The organism is Vitreoscilla massiliensis, from assembly GCF_001457815.1.
Taxonomy (GTDB): domain Bacteria; phylum Pseudomonadota; class Gammaproteobacteria; order Burkholderiales; family Neisseriaceae; genus Vitreoscilla; species Vitreoscilla massiliensis.
The window spans coordinates 170933-194606 of record NZ_LN898220.1; the positions used below are offsets into that span (position 1 = coordinate 170933).

Below are 23674 nucleotides of genomic sequence, written 5' to 3' on the forward strand. Positions count from 1 at the left end.
CAGCGCCATACCACTATACTTTAGCCCATGATTCTATTAAACATCGTCCAACCCATGAAGCATTGTTTACAGGCCGCATTTTGATGCAAGCCTATCTCGCGCCAGCTTGGTTAAAAGGTGGCGGCCACATGGAAACCATCTTCCCCAAATTCATCAAGTCTCCTGCTGTGGCGTTTCGTCGCGAATTGCTGCCAGACTCCACTGGGCTTGCCCAAGTGGCTTATGATTTTGTCGACAGTCCGCGCAGTGACACGCCATTGGTGGTGCTGTTTCATGGCTTAGAAGGCAACAGCAACAGCCATTACGCTCAGGCCTTGATGGCTCTTGTTAGGCAAAAGCAATGGCAAGGTGTGGTGGTACACTATCGCGGCTGTGGTGGTGTGGTGAACCTAAGTGATAAAGCGTATCATTCAGGGGACAGCTTGGAATGTGCTTGGGTGTTGAAAACCTTGGCAAATCGCTATCCAGAACGCCAGCGCTTTGCCATGGGCGTGTCTTTGGGTGGCAATGTGTTGGCCAAGTATTTGGGCGAAAGCCAAGAAGCGGCTTTAATTGATGCCGCCGCGGTGGTGTCAGCACCGCTTGACTTGGTCAGCGCCAGCGGCGCACTCGAACACGGCTTGTCGCGTACTTTGTACGCACCGTATTTTTTGCGCACTTTATTGCCCAAGGTCAAACAAGAGCAAGGCTTGAAACCGAATCCAGCGCTCGATTGGCCCAAATTGTACGCCAGTCGCAGCTTGAAAGATTTTGATAACTATTACACCGCGCCGGTACATGGCTTTGCCGATGCCGATGAATATTACCAGCGCAGCAGTGCCAAGCCCTTATTGAAGCAAATCCAGCGCCCTACCTTGATCATCAATGCGCAAAACGACCCCTTCATGCCGGCGGCGGCTTTGCCGACGGCCGCGGATGTGTCTGAACAGGTGCGTTTGTACCAGCCCAAGCAAGGTGGGCATGTGGGTTTTGTCAGCGGCAAGTTTCCCGGCCATTTGCACTGGCTGCCGCACACCGTGTTAACTTTTTTCAGCGAGCAAGCATGAACGACATCTTAAAACAAATTTTGGTCACCAAAGAAACCGAAGTGGCGCAGTTTCGCGCGCAAACCAGCTTAGCAGACATGCAAGCGCAAGCGCGTGCACAACAACCCGCACGTGATTTTGTCGCCGCCATCCGCGCCAAACTTGCCGCCAACTTGCCCGCTGTGATTGCCGAAATCAAAAAAGCCAGCCCATCCAAAGGCCTGATACGCCCACACGATTTCGATCCTGCCAACATCGCGCGCATTTATGAGCAAGCAGGCGCGGCGTGTTTGTCGGTATTGACCGATGAGCAATACTTTCAAGGCTCACCGGCGTATTTGCAACAAGCGAAAGCGGCCTGTAACTTGCCAGCGCTGCGCAAAGACTTCATCGTCGATGCTTACCAAATCTACCAAGCGCGTACTTGGGGTGCCGATGCGATATTGCTGATAGCAGCAGCCTTGGAACAAGCACAGTTAGAAGAATTTGAAGCCATCGCCCACGACTTGGGCATGGCGGTATTGCTGGAAGTGCACCACACCGATGAATGGGAAAAATGCCGTAACTTGGTGACCCCATTGGTCGGCATCAACAACCGCAATTTGCGCACGTTTGCCGTGGACTTACAGCAAACCTTGGACTACCTGCCCATATTGGACCCAAGCCGCATCATCGTGACAGAAAGTGGCATAGCCAAGCGCGAAGAAGTGGCATTGATGCGCAAAAACGGCATTAACACCTTCTTAATTGGCGAAACCTTTATGCGCGCCGATGACATTGCTGCTGCGGTCAACGATTTATTATTTTAATGATAAGCGGCCTGTAAACACCCTTACAGGCCGCTGACATAAGGAAACATCATGAGTGTATACATCAATAATGAGGAAGACATCGCCAAAATGCGCGTGTCAGGCAGATTGGCTGCCGAATTACTGGATTACATTGGCGACTTCGTTAAACCTGGCGTGACCACCAATGAATTGAACCAATTGTGCCACGACTACCAATTGAACGTGCAAGGCTCCATCCCTGCCCCACTGGGTTATGGTGAACCACCGTTCCCAAAATCCATCTGCACCTCTGTCAACCATGTGATTTGCCACGGCATCCCCGATGACAAACCCTTGAAAAAAGGCGATGTGCTCAACATAGACGTGACCATCATCAAAGATGGCTACCACGGCGACTCCAGCCGCATGTTCATGGTGGGCGAAGTCAGCCCACATGCCAAACGTCTGTCCCAAGTCACCCATGAATGCATGATGCTGGGCATAGAACAAGTGAAGCCTGGCGCCACTTTGGGCGATGTTGGCCATGCCATCCAAGTGCATGCCGAAAACAATGGCTATTCCATCGTACAAGAGTTTTGTGGCCACGGTGTGGGCAAGAAATTCCATTGCGAACCGCAAGTTTTACACTACGGCAAGCGCGGAACCGGACTTAAATTGGAACCTGGGATGATTTTTACCATCGAACCCATGCTTAACCAAGGTAAACGACATTTGCGTATTTTGGCAGATGGTTGGACTGTCGTGACCAAGGATCGCTCTTTATCAGCTCAATGGGAACACGAGGTATTGGTCACTGAAACTGGCTATGAAATTTTAACCGTCAGCCCCAGAACCCAACAACCATAGTATTAACTTATTAACTAACCGGATGTGTCATAGTTTTTTTAAATAATTCATTGCGTTAAATAATCAAATTTAGCACTTTTAGTGACAAAACTTTACTTTCGTTTCCCAAACTGTATGGCATAATTTATGCTCATAAAGAAGCGGATGGCATACATCTTGTTACAGATGCCATTAGCAATAATAGGTGTTAATAAAAACACCATTGATAAAACTTAAGGACTCTAAGGTATAGCAATGAAAACATTTCAAAACATCGACAACATCCGGGACATCCGTAAAAAGCTCGGCCTGAATCAGCAAGAATTTTGGAGCCAAATTGGCGTGACCCAATCGGGTGGTTCACGTTATGAATCAGGTCGCAACATGCCCAAACCCGTGCGCGAATTGCTGCGCTTGGTACATGTGGAACAAGTGGATTTGGCCAAGGTGAATCACGATGACATGGTGATTGCGGCTTTGTTAAAAGTACGCCACCCTGACATCTACAAAACCTTGAAGAAAGAAGCAAAGGCCAAATAATGGTGACCACACAAAAAAAGCTGCCCTAAGGCAGCTTTTTCGTTTGAGCGTTCGCTTATTGCAACTTGGCCAATTGTTCGCTGACTTTGGCCATCTTGTCATTTAACTGCGCCAATTCAGCACGGTCTTTTTCCACCAAATGCGCAGGCGCTTTGTCGGTATAGCCCGGTTTTTCCAATTTGGCAGTGAGTTTGTCCAAAGCTTTTTGCAATTTTTCTTGCTCTTTGTTCAAACGTGCGGTTTCGGCAGCTTTGTCGATTTCCACTTTCAGCATCATGCGCGCGCCATAAGCCATCGCCACAGGCGCATCGTCTTCTGGCAATACCTCAACACGCTTCACTTCGCTCAAACGCGCCATCATCGGCAAATACGGCAAATACACATCCAACTCCGCACCGCCTTCAATGAACAACGGCGCTTTAACCGCAGGACCCAAGTTCATTTCACCGCGCAAATTGCGCACCGCGCCCATCAAGTCTTGCAACACCGCCATTTTATCCAAGCTGTCTTGCTTGATTTTGCCCTCATCGGCAAGCGGCCACGATGCCACCATGATGCTGTCTGTATGTTTCGCGTTCGCCAATGGCGCCACGGTTTGCCACAACTCCTCGGTAATGAACGGCATAATCGGATGCATCAAGCGCAAGATGACTTCCAATACCCGCACCAACACACGACGGGTCGCACGTTGTGACACCTCGTCGCCGCTGTTTAGCTGCACTTTGGCCAATTCCACATACCAGTCGCAATACTCATTCCACACAAACTCATAAATGGTTTGTGCGGCCAAGTCAAAACGGTAAGTGTTAAACGCATCGGCCATCGCCGCTTCGGTTTGTTGCAAGCGCGACAACATCCATTCGTCGACGAAAGAATAAGCCAATGGCAAGCTTTCGTCTTGACCACAGTCTTTGCCTTCAACATTCATCAACACAAAACGGGTGGCATTCCACAATTTATTGCAGAAATTGCGGTAGCCTTCGGCGCGTTTGAAATCGAAATTAATCGAGCGGCCCAAACTGGCGTAACTGGCCATAGTGAAGCGCAAGGCATCGGCACCAAACACAGGAATGCCTTCTGGGAACAACTTCTCAGTCGCTTTGATGACTTTCGGTGCGGTTTCCGGACGGCGCAAACCGACGGTGCGTTTTTCCAGCAAGTGCGGCAAATCTATGCCATCAATCAAATCCACAGGGTCGATGACATTGCCCTCAGATTTGGACATTTTCTTGCCTTCGTTGTCGCGCACCATGCCGTGGATGTACACATCTTTAAACGGCACTTTGCCGGTAAAGTGTGTGGTCATCATGATCATGCGTGCCACCCAGAAGAAGATGATTTCATAACCAGTTACCAATACTGAGCTAGGCAAGAAGGCTTTCAGTTCAGGCGTTTGTTCTGGCCAGCCCAAGGTTGAGAACGGTACTAAGGCAGAGCTGAACCATGTGTCCAACACGTCTTCATCGCGGGTCAATACGACATCGTTGCCGGCCTGTAAACGCGCTTCGGCTTCGGTTTTGGCCACATAGCAACGACCGTTTTCATCGTACCAAGCAGGAATTTGATGGCCCCACCACAATTGGCGTGAAATACACCAATCTTGGATGTTGTTCATCCATTGGTTGTAAGTGTTAACCCAGTTTTCAGGCACGAATTTCACTTCGCCGCTGTCCACCGCTTGACGGGCTTTGCCAGCCAAACTCAAACCTGTTTCATCGCCTTCGGCGACTTTTTCCATCGCCACAAACCATTGGCTGGTCAACATCGGTTCAATCACCGAACCCGTACGGTCGCCACGCGGCGTTTTCAATTGGTGCGGATCGATTTTGACCAAATACGCTTGTGCTTCCAAATCGGCCACGATGGCTTTGCGTGCATCGAAGCGGTCTAAGCCAGCATAAACCGCAGGCAAGGCAATTTCGCCTTGGGCTTGGCCTTGGAAATTGTATACTTCGGCATTGGCCAATACTTTGGCGCCCAAATCCAACACACTGATGAGTTGGGTTTGATGGCGTTTGCCGACTTCGTAGTCGTTAAAGTCATGAGCAGGGGTGATTTTCACACAGCCCGTACCAAAGTCTTTTTCCACATACTCATCGGCAATGACAGGGATGGTGCGGCCTGTAAGCGGCAATACCACTTGTTTGCCGATGAATGCGGCATAGCGCTCGTCTTCTGGATGCACGGCCACAGCCACGTCGCCCAATAAGGTTTCAGGACGGGTGGTGGCCACGATTAAGGCTTGTGAGGCATCGTCTGCCAATGGGTAACGGATGTGCCACATGGAGCCGGTTTCATCCACGCTCTCCACTTCCAAATCGGACACCGCAGTGCCCAAGACTGGGTCCCAGTTCACCAAGCGTTTGCCACGGTAAATCAAGCCTTGTTCAAACAAGCGCACAAACACATCGGTGACGATTTCGGCACGGGTATCGTCCATGGTGAAGTATTCGCGTGACCAATCAACTGAACAGCCGACACGGCGCATTTGCTCGGTAATGGTGCCACCAGAAACTTTTTTCCAATCCCAGATTTTGCCCAAGAAAGCCTCACGACCCAAATCATGGCGACTCACACCTTGTGCCGACAATTGGCGCTCCACTACAATTTGCGTGGCAATGCCAGCATGGTCGGTACCGGGTACCCAAGCAGTGTTGTAGCCACGCATGCGGTAGTAACGGGTTAAGCCATCCATAATGGTTTGGTTAAACGCATGGCCCATGTGCAAAGTGCCGGTCACATTCGGTGGGGGCAATTGAATCGCAAAAGAAGGTTTGCTTTCATCAATTTGAGGCTCGAACAAACCGTTGCTTTCCCAATATTGGTACCACTTGCCTTCAATTTGCGCTGGATCGTATTTTGCTGCTTCCATGTCACATCTTCATATAAAATTCGAAGCCATGATTATAGCGCGAAGGCGTGTTTCAAGCATGTAAAAAGCGGCCTGTAAGTTTACAGGCCGCTTTTATAGTCGTTTCAATTCATTCGTGCTTTTGCACCGCTTCACTCATTATGTCTTCATTGTCAGCAGCGATGCTGTATTCGCTTTCTGCCCACGCTCCCAAATCAATCATTTTGCAGCGTTCAGAACAAAATGGGCGATAACGGTTTTCAGGCAGCCATGCGACAGCGACACCACACTGTGGGCATTTAACGGTTTTTACTTGTTCCATGCGGGGACACTCAATGATTCAAAGCCACACATACTCAGCTTAAAAGGGATGCGTTGGTGCACAGTCGCACCACGTGTGTGGGCAAAATCCGGATGCAAGAAGCGGATATTGGTCATGTATTTGTTGGCAGACACTTCGGGGATGACTTCATCGTCCATGTCCACATCGATTTGCAACAGCAAGACTTTTTGACCCAAGCTGTTTTGTTGGAATTGGCCATTCACTGCTTCACATTCAATCACCACTTGGTTACCGCGCAAAATTTTCAACAAAATTTCGATGGCATCGTAAGTAGGACGCAAAGAGCTGACCCACAGATTCAAACGCTCACGGCGTTTTTCTGCTGGCAATTGCAACCAAAAGTGATACGCAGGCAAATCAAATGGATTGACATTGCCCGGAATCGGCACACGCTGCTTGATGGCCATTAACCATTCGTTTTCGCGCAGGTGTTGGGCAAATTTGTGTTGCACTTGCTGCAAGCCCGCCGCAGCTACCACGATTTCTTGGTGCAGTGCATATTGTTCAGAATCAGGCTGTATGCTGCTGCCTTGCGGATACAGCATCAGTTTTTGGCGTTCTAACTCTTGCAAAATGTCCAATTTGAATTCGGCACGCGCCGCACATTCCATGATTTCAAAAATGGTCAAAAGAGCCAGATGGTGTGACCACATATCGTCTTGAGCCAATACCGCGTTAAACCGCTGGAATAAATGCTCAACACGCAACAAATTTCTCACCCGTTCTAAGATTGGATGTTCAAAACGTATGGTCAAACTACCTCCTACACCGTACCAAATGATTGTAGATAATGCTTATGGCATTCTAACACTTGCTGTTGCAATTGTTGCATGTCACCGTGATTTAAAATGACCTCATCCGCAATGGCCAAGCGCTGCGCGCGCGTGGCTTGCTGCGCCATGATAGACGCGATTTGCTCGCGCGACAATCCACTGCGCGCCATCACCCGCTCCACTTGTAAAGCTTCAGGGCTGTCTATGAGCAACACACGGTCAACCAAAGCACGAAACTGCGGCAATTCTGTCAATAAGGGTATGTCTACGATAGCATAGGGCGCGCTGATTGTATTTTGCTGTTGCTTAATAGTTTGTAAAATCAGCGGATGCAAAATGGCTTCCAATTCAGCTTTCGCCTCAGGCCGCTTAAACACCAACTCACGCACATAGTCGCGATTCAAACGCCCATCAACCACCGCCTCATCTCCAAATGCGGCCTGTATGGCAGGTAAGGCACTGCCTTGGTATGAAGTTAAGCTGCGAGAAATGGCATCTGCATCGATGACAGTAACACCTTGCTGCATAAACAAATCGGTAGCCGCAGATTTGCCGCTACCGATACCACCGGTTAAACCTACCCAAACCGTCATGCACCGAATCCTGACTTACTCAGCCACCATTGGATGAATTGGCCTATCGGTTGATTCAAAATCATCACCAACCAACCGGAAATGGCCAAATAAGGACCAAATGGCATAGGCTGATTTTTGGCGACTTTCATGATGAGCGCAAATACCAAACCCACCAATGCCGACATCAAGATGATAATCGGCAACACACTGATGCCCAACCATGCACCTAAAGCCGCCAACAGTTTGAAGTCACCATAACCCATGCCTTCTTTACCAGTGACCAATTTGAACAATTGAAAAATGCTCCACAAACTCAGATAACCGACAATCGCACCCAGCAAAGAATCGACCAAAGTAGTCATACCCCAATCGGCCTGTAATAAATACGCAGCCAAGTGAAACACAATACCTGCCCACATCAACGGCAAGGTCAGTTGATCGGGCAATAATTGCGTATCGGCATCAATGAATACCATCGCAATCAAATACGCACTGAACACCATCGCCGCGACCGTTGTCCAAGTTGCACCAAACTTCCATGCACACACGGCAAACACAATACCCGTCAACAACTCCACCAACGGATAGCGCAGCGAAATTGGATGCTTACAATGCTGGCATTGCCCTTTAAGAAACACATAGCTTAGCAAGGGAATATTCTGCCAAGGCTTGATGGCCGTTTTACAACTGGGGCAATGCGAAGGCGGCATCAAAATATTAAAACGCGCGCCCTCACCAGCTTCCAATGGCAAATCCAATACCTGCTTGGCCTGCAGCCGCCAACTGCGGTTTAAACCCTCAGGCACACGGTAAATCACCACATTTAAAAAGCTACCAACCAACAAGCCCAATATCATGGAGCCAAACAACAAAACCACTGTTTCCAATCCCATCATGGCTACCATTACATCACGTTACCAATATTGAACAATGGCAAGTACATGGCAATCAATAAGAAGCCCACAATACTACCCAACACCACCATAATGATGGGCTCCATCAAACTGGACAATGTTGCTACGGCTTGATCAACTTCATCCTCGTAGAATTCAGCAGCTTTATTCAACATGTCGTCTACTGAACCCGATTCTTCACCAATGGCCGTCATTTGTAATACCATATTCGGGAATAAATTGGTTTCTTGCATAGCTGAAGTCAAAGATGTACCTTGCTGAACTTGTGAGCGAATATGGAATGTGCCTTCTTCATACCAAATATTACCAGCCGCACCCGCAACCGATTCCAATGCTTCTACCAAAGGCACGCCCGCAGTAAACAAGGTAGCAGTGGTTCGCGCCCAACGAGCAATGGCGGCCTTTTTAACAATTTGACCAAAAATAGGCATATTCAGTAAGAATTTATCCCAAGCCTTTTGCATTGCAAATGAACGTGAATAAGAAACTTTAAGCACCACAACAAGAACGACACTTAAAATCAACATCCACCACCAATTATCAACAAAAAAATCAGAGATGTTCATCACGATTTGAGTTAAATAGGGTAACTCTGCACCTAATCCATCATAAATTTTACCGAATGAAGGCAATACGAATAGCATCATCAACACAATTAACCCTACTGCCACCACCACCACTGCAGTGGGATACATCAAAGCACCTTTCACCTTACGCTTAATAGCAGCAGTTTTCTCCATATAGGTCGCCAATTTATCCAATAATGAATCCAATACACCACCTGCTTCGCCAGCCTCTACCAAACTACAGAATAATTTATCGAAGTATTTTGGATGTTTACCAAAAGCGGCAGATAAAGATGTACCTTGTTCAATGTCGGAACGCACATCCATTAACAAGTCAGTCATGGATGCATTTGAGTGACCTTTTGCCACGATTTCAAAAGCTTGTAACAATGGTAAACCTGCTTTCATCATCGTCGCCAATTGGCGTGCAAACAAAGTTACATCAGAGTGTTTGATTTTTTTACGACGCGCGGTTTTTAATTTTTGTATGTGTAAGACTTGTACACCGCGTCTGGCCAGTTTTTCACGCGCCTCGTTTTCATTCTTAGCGATGACCTCGCCACGCACAACTTGCTGATTGGCACGGCTTTTGCCTTCAAATGAAAAACGGCTCCCTTTTTCTTTTTTTACAGTCGATTTTGTTGCTATTTTAGTGGTTGCCATAATGCTTTCCCTTATTTTTTATGTATCAGTCGTTGGTGGTGGCTGAAACTTCCTCTAATGAAGTCAATCCCTTCATAGCTTTTAGCAAACCCGCCGTACGCAAATCCACCATTCCCTCTTTATACGCAATGTCCGCAATGTCTACTGCCGTGCCATTTTTCATAATAACACGTTGAATTTCATCTGTAATTGGCATGATTTCATACACACCCAAACGCCCTTTATAACCACTGCCACGGCAACGATCACACCCCACTGGGCCGCAAAACTCGAAATCTTGTGCCAACATGTCTTCAGTAAAGCCTAGTTTTACCAAAGCTTCTACCGGTGGGCGCTCTATCGGTGTTTTACATTCTACACACAAGCGCCGTAACAGTCGCTGTGCCATAATCAAGTTTACTGAACTAGCAATGTTGAATGGCGCCACGCCCATGTTTAACATACGCGACAAAGTCGCCGGAGCATTATTGGTATGCAGAGTTGAAAACACCATATGACCTGTTTGAGCGGCTTTAATCGCAATATCAGCGGTCTCCAAGTCACGTATCTCACCCACCATGATGATGTCTGGGTCTTGACGTAAGAATGATTTTAAAGCGGCCGAAAATGTCAAACCTTGCTTATCATTCACGTTCACTTGATTGATGCCAGGTAAGTTAATCTCGGCAGGGTCTTCGGCTGTAGAAATATTCACATCAGGTTGATTCAAAATATTCAAACATGTATACAAAGACACCGTCTTACCTGAACCCGTAGGACCCGTTACCAACACCATGCCATAAGGCCTATGGATGGCATCCAATAACATTTCTTTTTGGAAATCTTCGAACCCCAGCTGATCAATATTTAGAGATGCCGCCGTAGAATCCAAAATACGCATTACAATTTTTTCACCAAAGAGTGTCGGCAATGTACTCACACGCAAGTCAATGGCACGTGTATCACTGACTTTTAATTTAATCCTACCATCTTGAGGAATTCGTTTTTCTGAGATATCCAATGCCGACATCACTTTAATCCGTGATGCAATTTGCTCACGAATTTGCGTTGGGGGATTAACCACCTCGCGCAATTGACCATCCACACGAAAACGTACCCGTGCTGTTTTCTCATAAAATTCAAAATGGATGTCCGAAGCACCTGCCTTCAAGGCATCCAACAAAATTTTATGCACAAACTTGGCGATAGGGCCATCTTCAACCTGCTCTTCCTCTGCAACCGCCATGGTTTGACTGCCACCAATTAAATCGGCATCAAAATCATCCAACATATTGGTAGAAGAAGCCCCAATACGTTCCAATAAACCCAATAATTGGTCGGCCTGCACCACCACCAAATCAATGGAAACACCGGAAGAAAAAGTCGCTTTCTGTAATAACGGCAAAACCGATGGGTCAATCACACCAACAGTTAACCTTCTTCCCCGCTTCAATAAAGGCACTGCATGGTATTTGGTACTCAAATCTTCGGTTAAGGCTGAAAAATCTAATTTATCTTGATTGTAAAAATTCAAATCAAACAAGGGACAACTGAATAATTTCGCCAATAACTGCGCCAATTGGGGAGCTGATATAATTTTTTCTTGCAATAAAAACACCACAGCCGATTTGTTTTCAGCTACCGCTTTTTCAATAAAACCTTTGGCCTTTTCCTCGCTGATGATTTGCTGTTGAACCAATATTCGTAACAAGCCACTGTCCATGATTTCAACCCCTATAAATATCTTGTTATCATACGTAATTCGTTATTTTTTGTCATTTTAAAATAAAAAAAGTCGGCATTAAGCCGACTTTTTTACCAATCTAGAGTTTAGATTAGAATTTGTGACGCAAACCTACACCAACTGAGTACAAATCACCATCATCCAATTTGCCTTCGTCGTTGAAACCGTTTGCAGCATTCATCCAACCAGCAGATACCAAAGCGGTAGTGCGTTTAGACAAAGCATAATCAGCACCAATAATCACTTGATCGTAGCCAGAGTTATCTAAATCGCTACCATTGATTTTTTGATCCCAACCATGAGCGTAAGTGATTTTAGGAGTTACTGCACCGATAGTGTAAGCAACAGAAATTGCAGCTTCGTGAGCTTTATCAGCAGTACCACCAATTAAACCGCTACCGTAAGCATCGTAAGCTGGCATATCTTTAGCGTATTGGTAAGCCAAACCAACGAACAAGTTGTTCGCATCGTAACCACCTTCAACACGTACTAATTGACCATCGTCATCACCAGCAGTGGCTTTGTACAAACCATAACCGACTTTACCGAAGAAACCAGAGTTTTCGTAGTTCAAACCAACGATAGTACTTTGACCAAAGTCATCTTTACCTGGTTTGTCAAAACGACCTTCAGTAGCACTGTCAGACAATTGATGAGTGATGTTGAAATCAAAACCACCGAAGTTAGGAGAATCGTAACGGATACCTTGGCTACGACCGTCAAAACGAGTCATGGTAGCCAAACCACGGGCAGCTGCACCAGCACCTGTACGGTATTCCCAAATATCCATGGTTTCCATGTTTTCGTTGAATTGGTCAGATACGTAACCAGCACGTACTTTACCGAAACCACCTTCTAAACCAATAAATGTATCACGAGTGTTCCAGCCTTCTGACACTTGAGCACCAGCCAAAGACACACGTTGTTCAACTTGCCAAATGGCTTTCAAGCCATTACCCAAGTCTTCTTCACCTTTGAAGCCGATACGTGAACCGTAGTCTTCCATTTGAGTAATAGTGCCGTCTTGTGAGTTATTACCGTCTTGGAAGGTAACGCCCAAGCCACCTTTGATTTGACCGTACAAAACCACGTCAGCCATAGCTGCAACAGGCAAAGCAGTTAAAGCCAAAGCAATCAGAGTTTTTTTCATTGCTGCATTCCTTTTCTAGTCTAAAACGAACTTAAACGTTGTTCCCAACATATTCAAGCTTAGGGGTTAACCGCTGCTCTGACAAACAGATTCAGGCGATTGATGGTTGTTAATATAAATCGTTCGTTGTAAAAATACAAACCGTAATGCCGTTTTAAGCCATACCTGTGATCAAAAAAGTTACACCTCACTCCAATAAAATAAAAAAACTCATTAAATTCAATCAAATAACAACCATTTCCACTCCAATCCAAACCTCACACACCTGTTGCAAAAATACCAATACTTTATTTACTTGAAAACAGACAAGTCAGTTAGTCTAAAAAATCTACCGTTTAAAGCAATCAACCCATTTTATTTTTTTATTTTTAATATCATTAACTTACAAGGAAAGCACGTGCATCACTTCCACTAAGTAATTGAACATAAAGGAGCTAAAAAATGAAACACTTATTCATTGCCTTGCTGGCTTTGTTGCTCACCTCTCCTGTATGGGCTGCCATCAACATCAACACTGCAACCGAAGCCGAGTTACAAACCCTATCGGGCATAGGTCCAAGCAAGGCCAAAGCCATCGTTGAATACCGCAAACAAAACGGCAACTTCAAAACCACTGCCGACATTAAAAACGTGAAAGGCATTGGTGATGGCATTTTCAACAAAATCTCTGCCGAAATCAGTGTGACTGGAACTGCAGCAAAAGCCGCTCCCAAACCAGCTACGGCACCAGCGGCCAAACCTGCAGCTAAAAAATCTGTTCCAGTCAAACCAGCCGCCTAAACCGCATTACAAAAAAAGAGCACCGATTTGGTGCTCTTTTTGATTTTGCCATCCTACTTATAATAATGACAATAATGATTTACAGACCGCTTATATCAAACGTCCATGACATTGTTTGTACTTCAAACCACTGCCGCAAGGACAAGGGTCATTGCGCAAGATGTAAATTCCACGCGCATTCAATGCCGCTTCACTGTAATCTTCATCATCGGCACCAGCAGCAATTTGCTCATACTCCTGCACTTGTTCTTGCTCTTGTGCTTCTTCAATGCGCACACCAATTAACAAGCGCGCCACATCGGCATGAATGTTGTTCAACAAGCCTTCAAACATTTCAAATGCTTCACGTTTGTATTCTTGCTTAGGATTTTTCTGGGCATAACCACGCAAATGGATGCCTTGGCGCAAATAATCCATGGCCGCCAAATGTTCACGCCAACGATGATCTAACACTTGCAACATCACACTGCGCTCAAAGCCTTGCATAGGCTCAAGACCCACTTTGGCCACTTTTTCAGCGTATTCAGCCTCCACTTGTTCAAGCAGACGCTCTTTAATGCTGTCGTTTTCCAAAGTGTTATCGGCTTTAATCCAACCCGCGATATCGGCCTGTACATGGAATTCACTTGCCAATACACGTTCCAAACCCGCCACATCCCATTCTTCTTCCATACTTTGGGCCGGGATGTGTTCATCCACCAAATGGTCTATCACTTCGGCACGCATTTCTTTGGCCACATCAGACACATCTTCGTGCTCAAGCAAATCATTGCGGCGTGAGTAAATCACTTGGCGTTGGTCATTGGCCACATCATCGTATTCCAACAATTGTTTGCGGATATCGAAGTTACGGCTTTCCACTTTGCGCTGTGCACCCTCAATTTGGCGCGTCAACATCGATGCCTCAATCGGCATACCGCGTTCTGGTGCCAATTTATCCAATAAGAATTTGGCTTTGTCTAAGGCAAACAAACGCAACAATTGGTCTTCAAACGACAAATAGAAACGGCTAGAGCCTGCATCACCTTGACGACCAGCACGACCACGCAGTTGGTTGTCAATGCGGCGGCTTTCGTGGCGTTCAGTACCAATGATGTGCAAACCACCTGCGGCCAACACCTCATCGTGCACGATTTGCCAATCGGCTTTCAAATCGGCAATTTTTTGCGCTTTTTGCACGTCACTCAGGCTTTCATCATTGCGTATGGCTTTGACCAAACCTTCGATATTGCCACCCAACACAATGTCGGTACCACGACCGGCCATATTGGTGGCCACGGTAATCATGCTCGGTTTGCCCGCTTGCGCCACGATATCGGCTTCGCGCTCATGCTCTTTGGCATTCAACACATTGTGTTTCAAACCTTGTTGGCTCAACAATTGCGACACCAATTCAGACGTTTCAATACTGGTGGTGCCCACCAACACTGGCTGACCCTCTTCATAACACTGTTTGATGTCTTTGATGACCGCTTCGTATTTTTCTTCAGCGGTACGGAAAATTTGGTCGTTGAAGTCTTTGCGCTGTGCAGGACGGTTGGTTGGAATAATCACCGTTTCCAAACCATAAATGCTTTGGAACTCGAAGGCTTCCGTGTCGGCCGTACCCGTCATACCGGCCAATTTATCGTACAAACGGAAGTAATTTTGGAAGGTAATCGAAGCCAAGGTTTGGTTTTCTTTTTTAACTTCCACACCTTCTTTGGCTTCTATTGCTTGGTGCAAACCATCAGACCAACGACGACCAGTTGATAAGCGGCCTGTAAACTCATCCACGATGACGATTTCGCCATCTTGCACCACATAATGGGTATCTTTATGAAATAAGGTATGCGCACGCAAAGCAGCCATCAAATGGTGCATCAACATGATATTGCTGCTGGAATACAAAGAATCGCCTTCAGGCAACAAGCCCAATTGGCTTAACACATCCTCAGCATGTTCATGACCTTGCTCGCTCAAGCTGACAGTGTGATTTTTTTCATCCACCCAGTAATCACCGTCGCCGTCTTCTTTGTCTTGGCGCACCAAATGCGCAGGCACTTGGTTCATGGTTTGGTAGACTTGAATATTGTCGTCGGCTTGGCCGGAAATAATCAAAGGTGTGCGCGCTTCGTCAATCAAAATCGAGTCAACTTCATCGACCACAGCAAAATACAATGGCGTTTGTACGCGCTCTTCAGCAGAACCGACCATATTGTCGCGCAAATAATCGAAGCCAAACTCATTATTGGTACCGTAGCAAATATCAGAACGGTAAGCGGCTTGTTTGTCCCAAGTTTGCATGTCACTGACCACTGTGCCCACAGTCAAACCCAAGAAGTTGTACAACTTGCCCATTTGCGCCGCATCGCGAGTGGCCAAATAGTCATTGACTGTCACCACGTGCACGCCTTTGCCAGTCAAACCATTCAGGTACACCGGCAAAGTCGCTACCAAGGTTTTACCTTCACCGGTACGCATCTCGGCGATTTTACCTTGATGCAAGACCATGCCACCAATCAATTGCACATCAAAATGGCGCATGCCCAGCACGCGCAAACCAGCTTCACGGCATACCGCAAAAGCCTCTACCAACAAATCGTCTAAAGAGCTGCCTTCCGCCAAGCGCTGTTTGAACTCCGCCGTTTTGGCTTGTAATTCTTCATCACTCAAAGCCTGCATTTGTGGCTCTAATGCATTGATTTTTGCCACTTCTTTACGATACTGTTTCAATAAACGGTCGTTGCGGCTACCAAACACTTTCTTGGCAAGACTGGTCAACATATAATCGGCATCCTTCGCTCTCACGCGAGTGAAAATTAAAATCTCATGAATCGCTCATTCTAGCACACGCGGCTTCTCAGCGTCACCGCACGCACTTGTATCAGCTGCTTATATTAGATGATAGTATGGTGTTAAAGTAATCATATTCAAGTCGGATATTCATAAAAATGAACATACAGCATTGGAGTCGGCAAAATCGCCCATTGCAGCGCTTGTTGCAACAACAACAACAATGGCAACGGCTGCAAGGCTATATCAGCCAAAAACTACCGCGCAACCTCAGTGCGCATTGTTCGGTAGTCTGCATCAATGACCAAGGTTTGCTGGTGGTCTTTGCCCACAATCATCTGGTTGCGGGCAGATTGAAAATGTTATTGCCAGTGCACTTGACTGCTCTACAACAACTCGACTCTAATATCCGCGGCATAGAAATCAAATTGCGGCCTGTAAACCAGCCTAAGCCTAAGCAGATTCAACGCCAATTCAGCACCGAAGCCTTAAACAGCTTTGATGATGCCGCCGAGAAAGTGGCGCATCACACTGAATTGGCGGCGACGTTGCAACGCTTTGCCAGCCGCCGCCGCAAACCGTGAAACATTGATAATAATAGACGAGTAGAAGGAAACACCGATGCAAGCTTCTTTATTGGACACGCCATTGCAAGTGAGCGGCCATGTATTGCGCAACCGTGTCATCATGGGCTCCATGCACACTGGCTTTGAGGAACATCCTGAGGGCAATGAACATTTGGCCGCTTTTTACCAAGCGCGTGCCAAAGGCGGTGTGGCCTTAATCATCACCGGCGGGATTTCGCCCAATGCCGATGGCGTGGTCACCGATGATGGGGCCAAACTCACCACCAATGAAGAAGCCACATGGCATAAAGTCGTAACCGATGCCGTGCACCAAGACGGCGCCAAAATCTGCATGCAAATCCTGCATACAGGCCGCTATGCCATGATGCGCCAACCGGTTGCCCCTTCTGCCATTCAAGCGCCCATCAATCCTGCGCGTCCGCGTGCATTAAGTTTGAGCGAAGTCAAACAAACCGTACAAGATTACATTCGCTGTGCCCAATTGGCGCAACAAGCCGGTTATGACGGCGTTGAAGTCATGGGCAGCGAAGGCTATTTGATCAACCAATTCATCGCCAAACGCACCAACCAACGCGACGATGAATATGGCGGTAGCTTGGAAAACCGCCATCGCTTTGCCCAAGAAATTGTGGCCGGCATACGTGCCGCGTGTGGCGACGATTTCATCATCATCTTTCGCATTTCGGTATTGGATCTGGTTGAAGATGGTTCCACTTGGGAAGACAATCTGGCACTGATTGCGCGCATGGAAGCGGCAGGTGCTTCGATGTTCAATACCGGCATCGGTTGGCACGAGGCGCGCATTCCGACCATCGCCACCATGGTGCCGCGCGCGGCGTTTAAAGAATTCACCGGCAAACTCAAGCAAGCCAGCCGCTTACCTGTCATCGCCACCAACCGCATCAACATGCCCGAAGTGGCCGAGTCGATTTTACAGGCCGGTTTGGCCGATGCCGTGTGTTTGGCCAGACCCATGCTCGCCGATGCCGAATGGACTAACAAGGCTTTGCAACAACAATCGGCCGCCATCAATACCTGCATCGCCTGCAACCAAGCCTGTTTAGACCATATTTTTGTCGGCAAACTGACCTCATGCTTGGTCAATCCATTTGCCTGCCATGAATTGCAGTTAATCCAAACACCCGCAAGCAAGCGCAAAAAAGTTGCCGTCATCGGCGCTGGCCCTGCCGGCATGGCGTGTGCCAAAACCGCGGCTGAGCGTGGCCACCAAGTGACTTTGTTTGATGCCTTAAGCGAATTGGGTGGGCAATTGAACATCGCCAAAACCATCCCTGGCAAACAAGAGTTTTATGAAGCCATCCGCTATTTCAAACACGAATTGGAAAAACTCGGCGTCAACATCCAATTGAATCGCCGCGTACAGGCCGATGATGTGCGTGATTTCGATGAAATTGTTTTGGCCACAGGCATACACCCGCGCAAAATTGACTTGGACGGCATAGACCACCCCAAAGTCATGACGTATTTGGATGTCTTGCGCGAACGCAAAGCCGTCGGCGACAAAGTCGCCATCATCGGCTCTGGCGGCATAGGCTTTGATGTCGGCGAATTTTTAAGCCAAGATGGCCCGGATTCGGCTTTGGACAGCCACTTGTTCCAACAAGAATGGCAGATAGACGCCAGCTTAGAACATGCCGGCGGCCTGAACAGCGCCGAACCGCAATTGCACCCATCCAAACGCGACATCACCATTTGCCAACGCAAACCCGGCGTGGTCGGCCGCACTTTGGGCAAAACCACCGGCTGGATACACCGCTTAACCTTGAAAGAGCGCGGCGTGAACATGTTGGGCGGTTTGGAATATGTGAAAGTTGACGATGCTGGTTTGCACATCAAACAAGCGGGTGAAGACAAAGTATTGGCCGTCGACCATGTCATTATCTGTGCTGGCCAAGAACCAAATCGCGATTTACAGGCCGCATTGGAAGCGTTGGGTAAACCAGTACATTTAATTGGTGGCGCCGAAATTGCCGCCGAACTGGATGCCAAACGCGCCATTTTATCGGGCACGCAAGTGGCGTTAGCGCTGTAAGCTGCATGCGGTATAGAAAAACAAAAAAGCCTGCTTTAGCGCAGGCTTTTTTCTATGGATATTATTGACGGTATTCATTCGCTGCGTATGCTTAGAATATTATTGAGGCTTTCATACTGGATTTGAATTTACAGGCCGCATTGCATTTAAAACCATCATCTATGCAGTAATATTTATCTCTTCATTAACAAGAAGTGGACTCAAGTGCTGGCAAACCCGTGTGCTGCTATCGCTGCGCCTCTAACAGCGATGCTCTGAAATCTATTCTATTAATCACCAACTTATTGGTACTTTACGATGCACTGTATTCACGATATGGGTTTTACAATACTGCTTATTGTTTAAAACTCCTATTTGGTTTTACAGGCCGCTTATCTAGCCTTGACCCAGATGTCTGCATAAACAATATTCCTATTGATACCGATACCATCCATGCCCAACTGCGCAATGTCATTGACGATATAAATAACGACTTTGCTCGGTAAGTATCAAAATAAAAAGCCTGCGATTAAGCAGGCTTTTTGATGTTACCGTACAGAATTAATCTGCTTGACGACGGATCATCGCAGGGATTTCAAAGTCATCCAATACCGATTGATCGGCAAAATCGGCGGCACCCAAATTCAAAGCGCGGGCGCTGCGGCCGGAACGAATCACATTGGGCACTTCGGCACCGTGAGTACCGGTAGCTTGTTGTGAACGCACCATTTTCAACGAAGAAGGCGCTACTTTCGCTTGTTCTTTCAAACCGGTTGCAATGATGGTGACACGCAATTGGTCTTCAGGCATGTTTTCATCTTCCGCCGTACCGTATTTGCGCTCAGCATCTGGATGAGCGTATTCGCTCACCACCGACATGATTTCTTTGTACTCAGACATGCGTAAGCAACCTGGAGCGGTGGTGATGTTCACCAACACGCCTTGAGCGCCGTCCAAAGACACGTCATCCAATAATGGACTGGCAATCGCTTCTTCAGTCGCCAAACGTGCACGGTCGGTGCCACCAGCTTGGGCCGAACCCATCATCGCCATGCCCATGATGCTCATCACGTTTTTCACGTCAGCGAAGTCCAAGTTAATGATGCCTGGGCAAGTCACCACTTCAGAAATACCGGCAACCGCATTGCGAAGCACATCGTCAGCAGCGCGGAAAGCTTCTTTTACCGTCACGTCTTCACCCAAAGCCGACATCAATTTGTCGTTAGGAATCACGATTAATGAATCCACTTGGCTTTTCAAACGCTCCAAACCGTCTTTGGCAACCACCAAACGTTTGCCTTCATACTCGAACGGGCGGGTTACCACGGCCACGGTCAAAATACCCATCTCTTTGGCAATGTCAGCCACCACCGGTGCTGCACCCGTACCAGTACCACCACCCATGCCTGCGGTAATGAACACCATATTGGCGCCATTCAAGGCCTCAGCAATCGCTTCTCGGTCCTCCAACGCGGCATTTTTGCCGACTTCTGGATTGGCACCTGCACCCAAACCACGGGTTAAATTGGTACCGAGTTGTATGCGTTTAGGAGCTTGGTTTAATTGCAATGATTGTGCATCCGTATTGGCACTGATGAATTCAACGCCGTGCACAGAGCTGTTAATCATATTATTGATGGCATTACAACCGCCGCCACCAATACCGATGACCTTAATCACGGCCGGACTTGCTGCTGATTCAACAACATCATATACCAATTGCATTTTGACTCCTACGCTGTAGCTGAGCATTTTCGAGACGATTAATCAGATTATAGCGGATTAAAGTAATAAATCTCAATTGAGAATACTCAATTTAATTAAAATTGTCAGAAATTGTTTCGTAACCAGGTTTTAAAGCGACTGACCACAGATTCGCCCTGCTCTTCTTTTGCATGCACTTCTAATTTACGGGTCTCACCAGTATTGGCCAATTGCAGTAAGCCAATCGCAGTAGAAAAACGTGGATTGCGCACGCGTTCAGACACGCCGCCCACATCTTTAGGCACACCAATACGAGCTGGCAAATTGAACATGTCTTCTGCCAAGTCCACTATGCCGGTTAACATCGACGCCCCACCAGTCAAGACCACACCCGAAGTCAACACTTCTTCAGGGAAGCCTGAGCGGCGCAATTCGTTCAATACCAATTCCAAGATTTCTTCCACACGCGGGCCAATGACGCTGGCCAAAGTACGGCGTGAAATTTGACGTGGTTGACGGTCGCCCACGCTCGGAACTTCGATCATTTCATCCAAATCATCCATGGTGGCGATGGCCACGCCGTGGTTGATTTTGATGTATTCCGCCGCATTGTGTGGCGTGCGCAAGGCTTGCGCCAAATCTTTGGTAATCAAATCACCGGCCACGGGAATCACTGCAGTGTGGCGTATCGCGCCATTGGTATACACGGCGATGTCGGTAGTACCGCCACCGATGTCGACAACGCACACGCCCAAGTCTTTTTCGTCTTCGGTCAATACCGCATGACCGCTGGCCAAAGGTTGCAAAATCAAATTATCAATGTGCAAACCACAGCGGTTCACGCATTTTTGAATGTTTTGCATCGCCGTCACCGCACCGGTAATGATGTGCACACGCGTATCCAAACGCACACCACTCATACCAATCGGCTCTTTCACACCCGGCTGATTGTCGATGATGTATTCCTGTACCACGGTGTGCAACACATTGTGGTCAGGTGGAATGTTGACCGCTTTGGCTGTTTCAATGGCACGGTCAATGTCGGCCTGCGTCACTTCCCCGTCTTTGATTTTCACCACACCTTGCGAATTCAAGCTGCGAATGTGGTTGCCTGCAATGCCGGTGGTCACGCTGTTGACGCGGCAGTCTGCCATCAATTGCGCTTCATCCATCGCTTGTTTGATGGCTTGAGCTGTGGCATCAATATTGGTAACCATCCCTGCTTTCAGGCCGCGTGAAGGAGCTTGTCCCAAACCCACGACTTGAATTTCGCCATCCTCTAATACTTCACCAATCAAAGCGATGACTTTTGAAGTCCCGATATCTAATGCGCTGATGTATTGTTTATCTCTCACCGTCAACACCTGTTTTCGTTAATATTCAATTCATTCCGTTTCTGGCAAGGCGGTAGGCACTTGCGCAGAAGATTGCTGTTCTTTGCTTTGGGCTGCGGCCACTGCGTTTTGTCTGATGGCAAAACCATCGTGATAACGCAAGTCCACGTATACCAAATTGTTACCCAACGGGGCCAAATCACGGCGCCAATAGGTTAAAAACCGCTGCAGACGCTCTTGTAAATCGCGTCGACCCAATTTCAACACCACGCCATTGCTCAACACCAAAGTCCAAGCACCGCGCTCACTGACATCAATTTGCTTGATGCCCATTTGCTGTTGTTTCAACATCGGCGTGACCGCATGATGAAACGCCACTGCCTTAGGCATCATGTATTTGGGGCCACTGAATTCAGGCAAGGGCTTTTGCGTTTGCGCGACAAACACCAAACCTTTGGCATCGACCAAACCGCCGTCTTTCCAACGTGCTTGCGCTTGTCGCTCAACCACAAACACATTCACCGTGTCTGGCCACATGCGTTGCACTTTGACCGACTCCACCCATGGATCTTTCGCTAAAGCCTGTTTCAACACATTCATGTCGGCTTTGAAGAAATTGCCACTGATGTTGCGCTGGGCCATTTCCGCCAATTTGGTTTGATCGCTCTCTTCCAACTTGCCATAAAAATGCACTTTTTTTATGGGGAAGTACGGCGAATCCCACAGCCATTTGAATCCAGCCACGCACAAACACACCACCACCAAAGTATACAGCCATAAAGTCACTCGGCGTAATGCTTTGGCATCATCCCAAAGTCGCATGCTCTAAGATTTCCAAACACAATTGTGAAAAAGTACGACCCGTTTGCGCAGCGGCTTTTGGTACCAAACTGTGGGTCGTCATGCCCGGCACAGTATTGATTTCCAATAAATACAGCTTGCCATCCACGCCACGTAAAAAGTCTACACGCCCCCAACCACGACCACCGATGACTTCAAACGCTTGCATGGCCAATTGGCGCATCAAGGCTTCATCGGCATCGCTCAAATCGGCGGGACACAAATACTCGGTATCATCGCGAAAATACTTGGCTTCATAATCGTAAAACTCGGTTTTGGGGACGATTTTGATGCTGGGCAAAGCCTCAGAACCCAAAATACCACAAGTATACTCACCACCACCAATAAAGGTTTCGGCTATGATAGCACCTCGGTATTGTTTCAAGTCTTGATACACTGCAGCCAATTGGCCTTTTTCAGTAACTTTCACCACCCCAACGCTGCTGCCTTCGGCGGCGGGCTTCACAAACAGAGGCAAACCCAGCTTGGCTTCTACCGCGTCAAAGTCGGTATCGTCTTGCAAAACGGCAAAATCGGGCACGGGCAAACCTGCTGCCTGCCAAATCATTTTCGAGCGCAATTTGTCCATGCCCAAGCCTGAGGCCAACATGCCACAGCCGGTATACGGCAAACCCATGGTTTCCAATACTGCTTGCACCCGGCCGTCTTCGCCAGCGCCACCATGCAGCACAATAAACACCCGTTCAAAACCGTGTTTTTTCAAATCAAACAAAGATTGCTCTTGGGTATCGTATAAGTGAGCATCAACACCGGCCTGTAACAAGCCTTGGTAGACTTCATTGCCACTGAGCAATGACACTTCACGTTCACTGGAGTCGCCACCCAACAACACAGCAACCTTACCTAAATGCTTCATCATCCT

At 47.6% G+C, this 23674-nt stretch carries 20 protein-coding genes; 7 read left to right on the top strand and 13 right to left on the bottom strand.

Annotated elements, in window-relative coordinates:
* Nucleotides 1-83: 83 nt before the first annotated feature.
* From BN3003_RS09595 to BN3003_RS09610, 4 genes are all read left to right on the top strand, one after another.
* Nucleotides 84-1046 (top strand): YheT family hydrolase, encoded by a 963-nt coding sequence (locus BN3003_RS09595; protein WP_058356436.1) that lies wholly within the window; start codon nt 84-86, stop codon nt 1044-1046.
* Nucleotides 1043-1834 carry an indole-3-glycerol phosphate synthase TrpC gene (gene trpC / locus BN3003_RS09600; RefSeq protein WP_058356437.1) on the top strand — a complete coding sequence of 264 codons (792 nt, stop codon included), beginning with the start codon at nt 1043-1045 and terminating at the stop codon, nt 1832-1834. The genes BN3003_RS09595 and trpC overlap by 4 nt, the downstream gene beginning before the upstream one ends.
* Nucleotides 1835-1885: 51 nt before the next feature.
* Nucleotides 1886-2662 (top strand): type I methionyl aminopeptidase, encoded by a 777-nt coding sequence (gene map / locus BN3003_RS09605; protein WP_058356438.1) that lies wholly within the window; start codon nt 1886-1888, stop codon nt 2660-2662.
* Between the two features lie 234 nt (nt 2663-2896).
* Entirely contained in the window at nt 2897-3181 is a 285-nt protein-coding gene (locus tag BN3003_RS09610; protein WP_058356439.1) for a helix-turn-helix domain-containing protein, read from the top strand.
* A 55-nt stretch (nt 3182-3236) separates the two neighbouring features.
* Here the strand turns inward: BN3003_RS09610 and BN3003_RS09615 are convergent, their stop codons facing one another.
* From BN3003_RS09615 to BN3003_RS09650, 8 genes are all read right to left on the bottom strand, one after another.
* A complete protein-coding gene (locus BN3003_RS09615; protein WP_058356440.1) occupies nt 3237-6053 on the bottom strand; it encodes a valine--tRNA ligase in 2817 nt (938 codons plus the stop codon).
* A 109-nt stretch (nt 6054-6162) separates the two neighbouring features.
* Nucleotides 6163-6354 (bottom strand): DNA gyrase inhibitor YacG, encoded by a 192-nt coding sequence (gene yacG / locus BN3003_RS09620; RefSeq protein ID WP_058356441.1) that lies wholly within the window; start codon nt 6352-6354, stop codon nt 6163-6165.
* On the bottom strand, nt 6342-7130 hold the full coding sequence (zapD, locus tag BN3003_RS09625; RefSeq protein ID WP_058356442.1) for a cell division protein ZapD: 789 nt from the start codon (nt 7128-7130) through the stop codon (nt 6342-6344). Before zapD ends, yacG begins: the two co-directional genes overlap by 13 nt.
* Before the next feature lie 8 nt (nt 7131-7138).
* Complete coding sequence (gene coaE, locus BN3003_RS09630) at nt 7139-7741, bottom strand: dephospho-CoA kinase (protein WP_058356443.1); 603 nt, start codon at nt 7739-7741, stop codon at nt 7139-7141.
* Nucleotides 7738-8619, bottom strand: coding sequence for a prepilin peptidase (locus BN3003_RS09635; protein ID WP_108721531.1), 882 nt, complete (start codon nt 8617-8619; stop codon nt 7738-7740). The genes coaE and BN3003_RS09635 overlap by 4 nt, the downstream gene beginning before the upstream one ends.
* A gap of 8 nt (nt 8620-8627) precedes the next feature.
* Nucleotides 8628-9866, bottom strand: coding sequence for a type II secretion system F family protein (locus tag BN3003_RS09640; protein ID WP_058356445.1), 1239 nt, complete (start codon nt 9864-9866; stop codon nt 8628-8630).
* 25 nt (nt 9867-9891) lie between these two features.
* Nucleotides 9892-11568: a type IV-A pilus assembly ATPase PilB gene (gene pilB, locus BN3003_RS09645; protein ID WP_058356446.1), complete on the bottom strand. Its 1677-nt coding sequence runs from the start codon at nt 11566-11568 to the stop codon at nt 9892-9894.
* Nucleotides 11569-11680: 112 nt separating this feature from the next.
* Nucleotides 11681-12739, bottom strand: a complete 1059-nt coding sequence (locus BN3003_RS09650) for a porin (RefSeq protein ID WP_058356447.1) — start codon at nt 12737-12739, stop codon at nt 11681-11683.
* A gap of 441 nt (nt 12740-13180) precedes the next feature.
* Here BN3003_RS09650 and BN3003_RS09655 point away from each other — a divergent pair, with 441 nt between their 5' ends.
* The gene (locus BN3003_RS09655; protein ID WP_058356448.1) at nt 13181-13519 is read left to right on the top strand and encodes a ComEA family DNA-binding protein; all 339 of its coding nucleotides are present in this window, start codon (nt 13181-13183) and stop codon (nt 13517-13519) included.
* Nucleotides 13520-13609: 90 nt separating this feature from the next.
* Here BN3003_RS09655 and secA read toward each other — a convergent pair whose 3' ends face one another.
* On the bottom strand, nt 13610-16285 hold the full coding sequence (gene secA / locus BN3003_RS09660) for a preprotein translocase subunit SecA (protein WP_058356449.1): 2676 nt from the start codon (nt 16283-16285) through the stop codon (nt 13610-13612).
* 167 nt (nt 16286-16452) lie between these two features.
* Between secA and BN3003_RS09665 the strand changes: the two genes are divergently transcribed.
* Nucleotides 16453-16878 (top strand): DciA family protein, encoded by a 426-nt coding sequence (locus BN3003_RS09665; protein ID WP_058356450.1) that lies wholly within the window; start codon nt 16453-16455, stop codon nt 16876-16878.
* 37 nt (nt 16879-16915) lie between these two features.
* Nucleotides 16916-18934 carry an NADPH-dependent 2,4-dienoyl-CoA reductase gene (locus BN3003_RS09670; protein ID WP_058356451.1) on the top strand — a complete coding sequence of 673 codons (2019 nt, stop codon included), beginning with the start codon at nt 16916-16918 and terminating at the stop codon, nt 18932-18934.
* 540 nt (nt 18935-19474) lie between these two features.
* On the opposite strand, the gene ftsZ is transcribed toward BN3003_RS09670, so the two are convergent.
* From ftsZ to BN3003_RS09690, 4 genes are all read right to left on the bottom strand, one after another.
* Entirely contained in the window at nt 19475-20638 is a 1164-nt protein-coding gene (ftsZ, locus tag BN3003_RS09675; protein ID WP_058356452.1) for a cell division protein FtsZ, read from the bottom strand.
* Nucleotides 20639-20742: 104 nt separating this feature from the next.
* Nucleotides 20743-21972, bottom strand: coding sequence for a cell division protein FtsA (gene ftsA, locus BN3003_RS09680; RefSeq protein ID WP_058356792.1), 1230 nt, complete (start codon nt 21970-21972; stop codon nt 20743-20745).
* Nucleotides 21973-22002: 30 nt separating this feature from the next.
* Nucleotides 22003-22773 (bottom strand): cell division protein FtsQ/DivIB, encoded by a 771-nt coding sequence (locus BN3003_RS09685; protein ID WP_058356453.1) that lies wholly within the window; start codon nt 22771-22773, stop codon nt 22003-22005.
* The gene (locus BN3003_RS09690) at nt 22757-23668 is read right to left on the bottom strand and encodes a D-alanine--D-alanine ligase (RefSeq protein ID WP_058356454.1); all 912 of its coding nucleotides are present in this window, start codon (nt 23666-23668) and stop codon (nt 22757-22759) included. Before BN3003_RS09690 ends, BN3003_RS09685 begins: the two co-directional genes overlap by 17 nt.
* Nucleotides 23669-23674: the final 6 nt, after the last annotated feature.

Coding starts and splice junctions, on each gene's coding strand:
- BN3003_RS09595 (WP_058356436.1), top strand. CDS start 84: ATGCAAGCCTATCTCGCGCCAGCTTGGTTAAAAGGTGGCGGCCACATG.
- trpC (WP_058356437.1), top strand. CDS start 1,043: ATGAACGACATCTTAAAACAAATTTTGGTCACCAAAGAAACCGAAGTG.
- map (WP_058356438.1), top strand. CDS start 1,886: ATGAGTGTATACATCAATAATGAGGAAGACATCGCCAAAATGCGCGTG.
- BN3003_RS09610 (WP_058356439.1), top strand. CDS start 2,897: ATGAAAACATTTCAAAACATCGACAACATCCGGGACATCCGTAAAAAG.
- BN3003_RS09615 (WP_058356440.1), bottom strand. CDS start 6,053: ATGGAAGCAGCAAAATACGATCCAGCGCAAATTGAAGGCAAGTGGTAC.
- yacG (WP_058356441.1), bottom strand. CDS start 6,354: ATGGAACAAGTAAAAACCGTTAAATGCCCACAGTGTGGTGTCGCTGTC.
- coaE (WP_058356443.1), bottom strand. CDS start 7,741: ATGACGGTTTGGGTAGGTTTAACCGGTGGTATCGGTAGCGGCAAATCT.
- BN3003_RS09635 (WP_108721531.1), bottom strand. CDS start 8,619: ATGATGGGATTGGAAACAGTGGTTTTGTTGTTTGGCTCCATGATATTG.
- BN3003_RS09640 (WP_058356445.1), bottom strand. CDS start 9,866: ATGGCAACCACTAAAATAGCAACAAAATCGACTGTAAAAAAAGAAAAA.
- pilB (WP_058356446.1), bottom strand. CDS start 11,568: ATGGACAGTGGCTTGTTACGAATATTGGTTCAACAGCAAATCATCAGC.
- BN3003_RS09650 (WP_058356447.1), bottom strand. CDS start 12,739: ATGAAAAAAACTCTGATTGCTTTGGCTTTAACTGCTTTGCCTGTTGCA.
- BN3003_RS09655 (WP_058356448.1), top strand. CDS start 13,181: ATGAAACACTTATTCATTGCCTTGCTGGCTTTGTTGCTCACCTCTCCT.
- secA (WP_058356449.1), bottom strand. CDS start 16,285: ATGTTGACCAGTCTTGCCAAGAAAGTGTTTGGTAGCCGCAACGACCGT.
- BN3003_RS09665 (WP_058356450.1), top strand. CDS start 16,453: ATGAACATACAGCATTGGAGTCGGCAAAATCGCCCATTGCAGCGCTTG.
- BN3003_RS09670 (WP_058356451.1), top strand. CDS start 16,916: ATGCAAGCTTCTTTATTGGACACGCCATTGCAAGTGAGCGGCCATGTA.
- ftsZ (WP_058356452.1), bottom strand. CDS start 20,638: ATGCAATTGGTATATGATGTTGTTGAATCAGCAGCAAGTCCGGCCGTG.
- BN3003_RS09685 (WP_058356453.1), bottom strand. CDS start 22,773: ATGCGACTTTGGGATGATGCCAAAGCATTACGCCGAGTGACTTTATGG.
- BN3003_RS09690 (WP_058356454.1), bottom strand. CDS start 23,668: ATGAAGCATTTAGGTAAGGTTGCTGTGTTGTTGGGTGGCGACTCCAGT.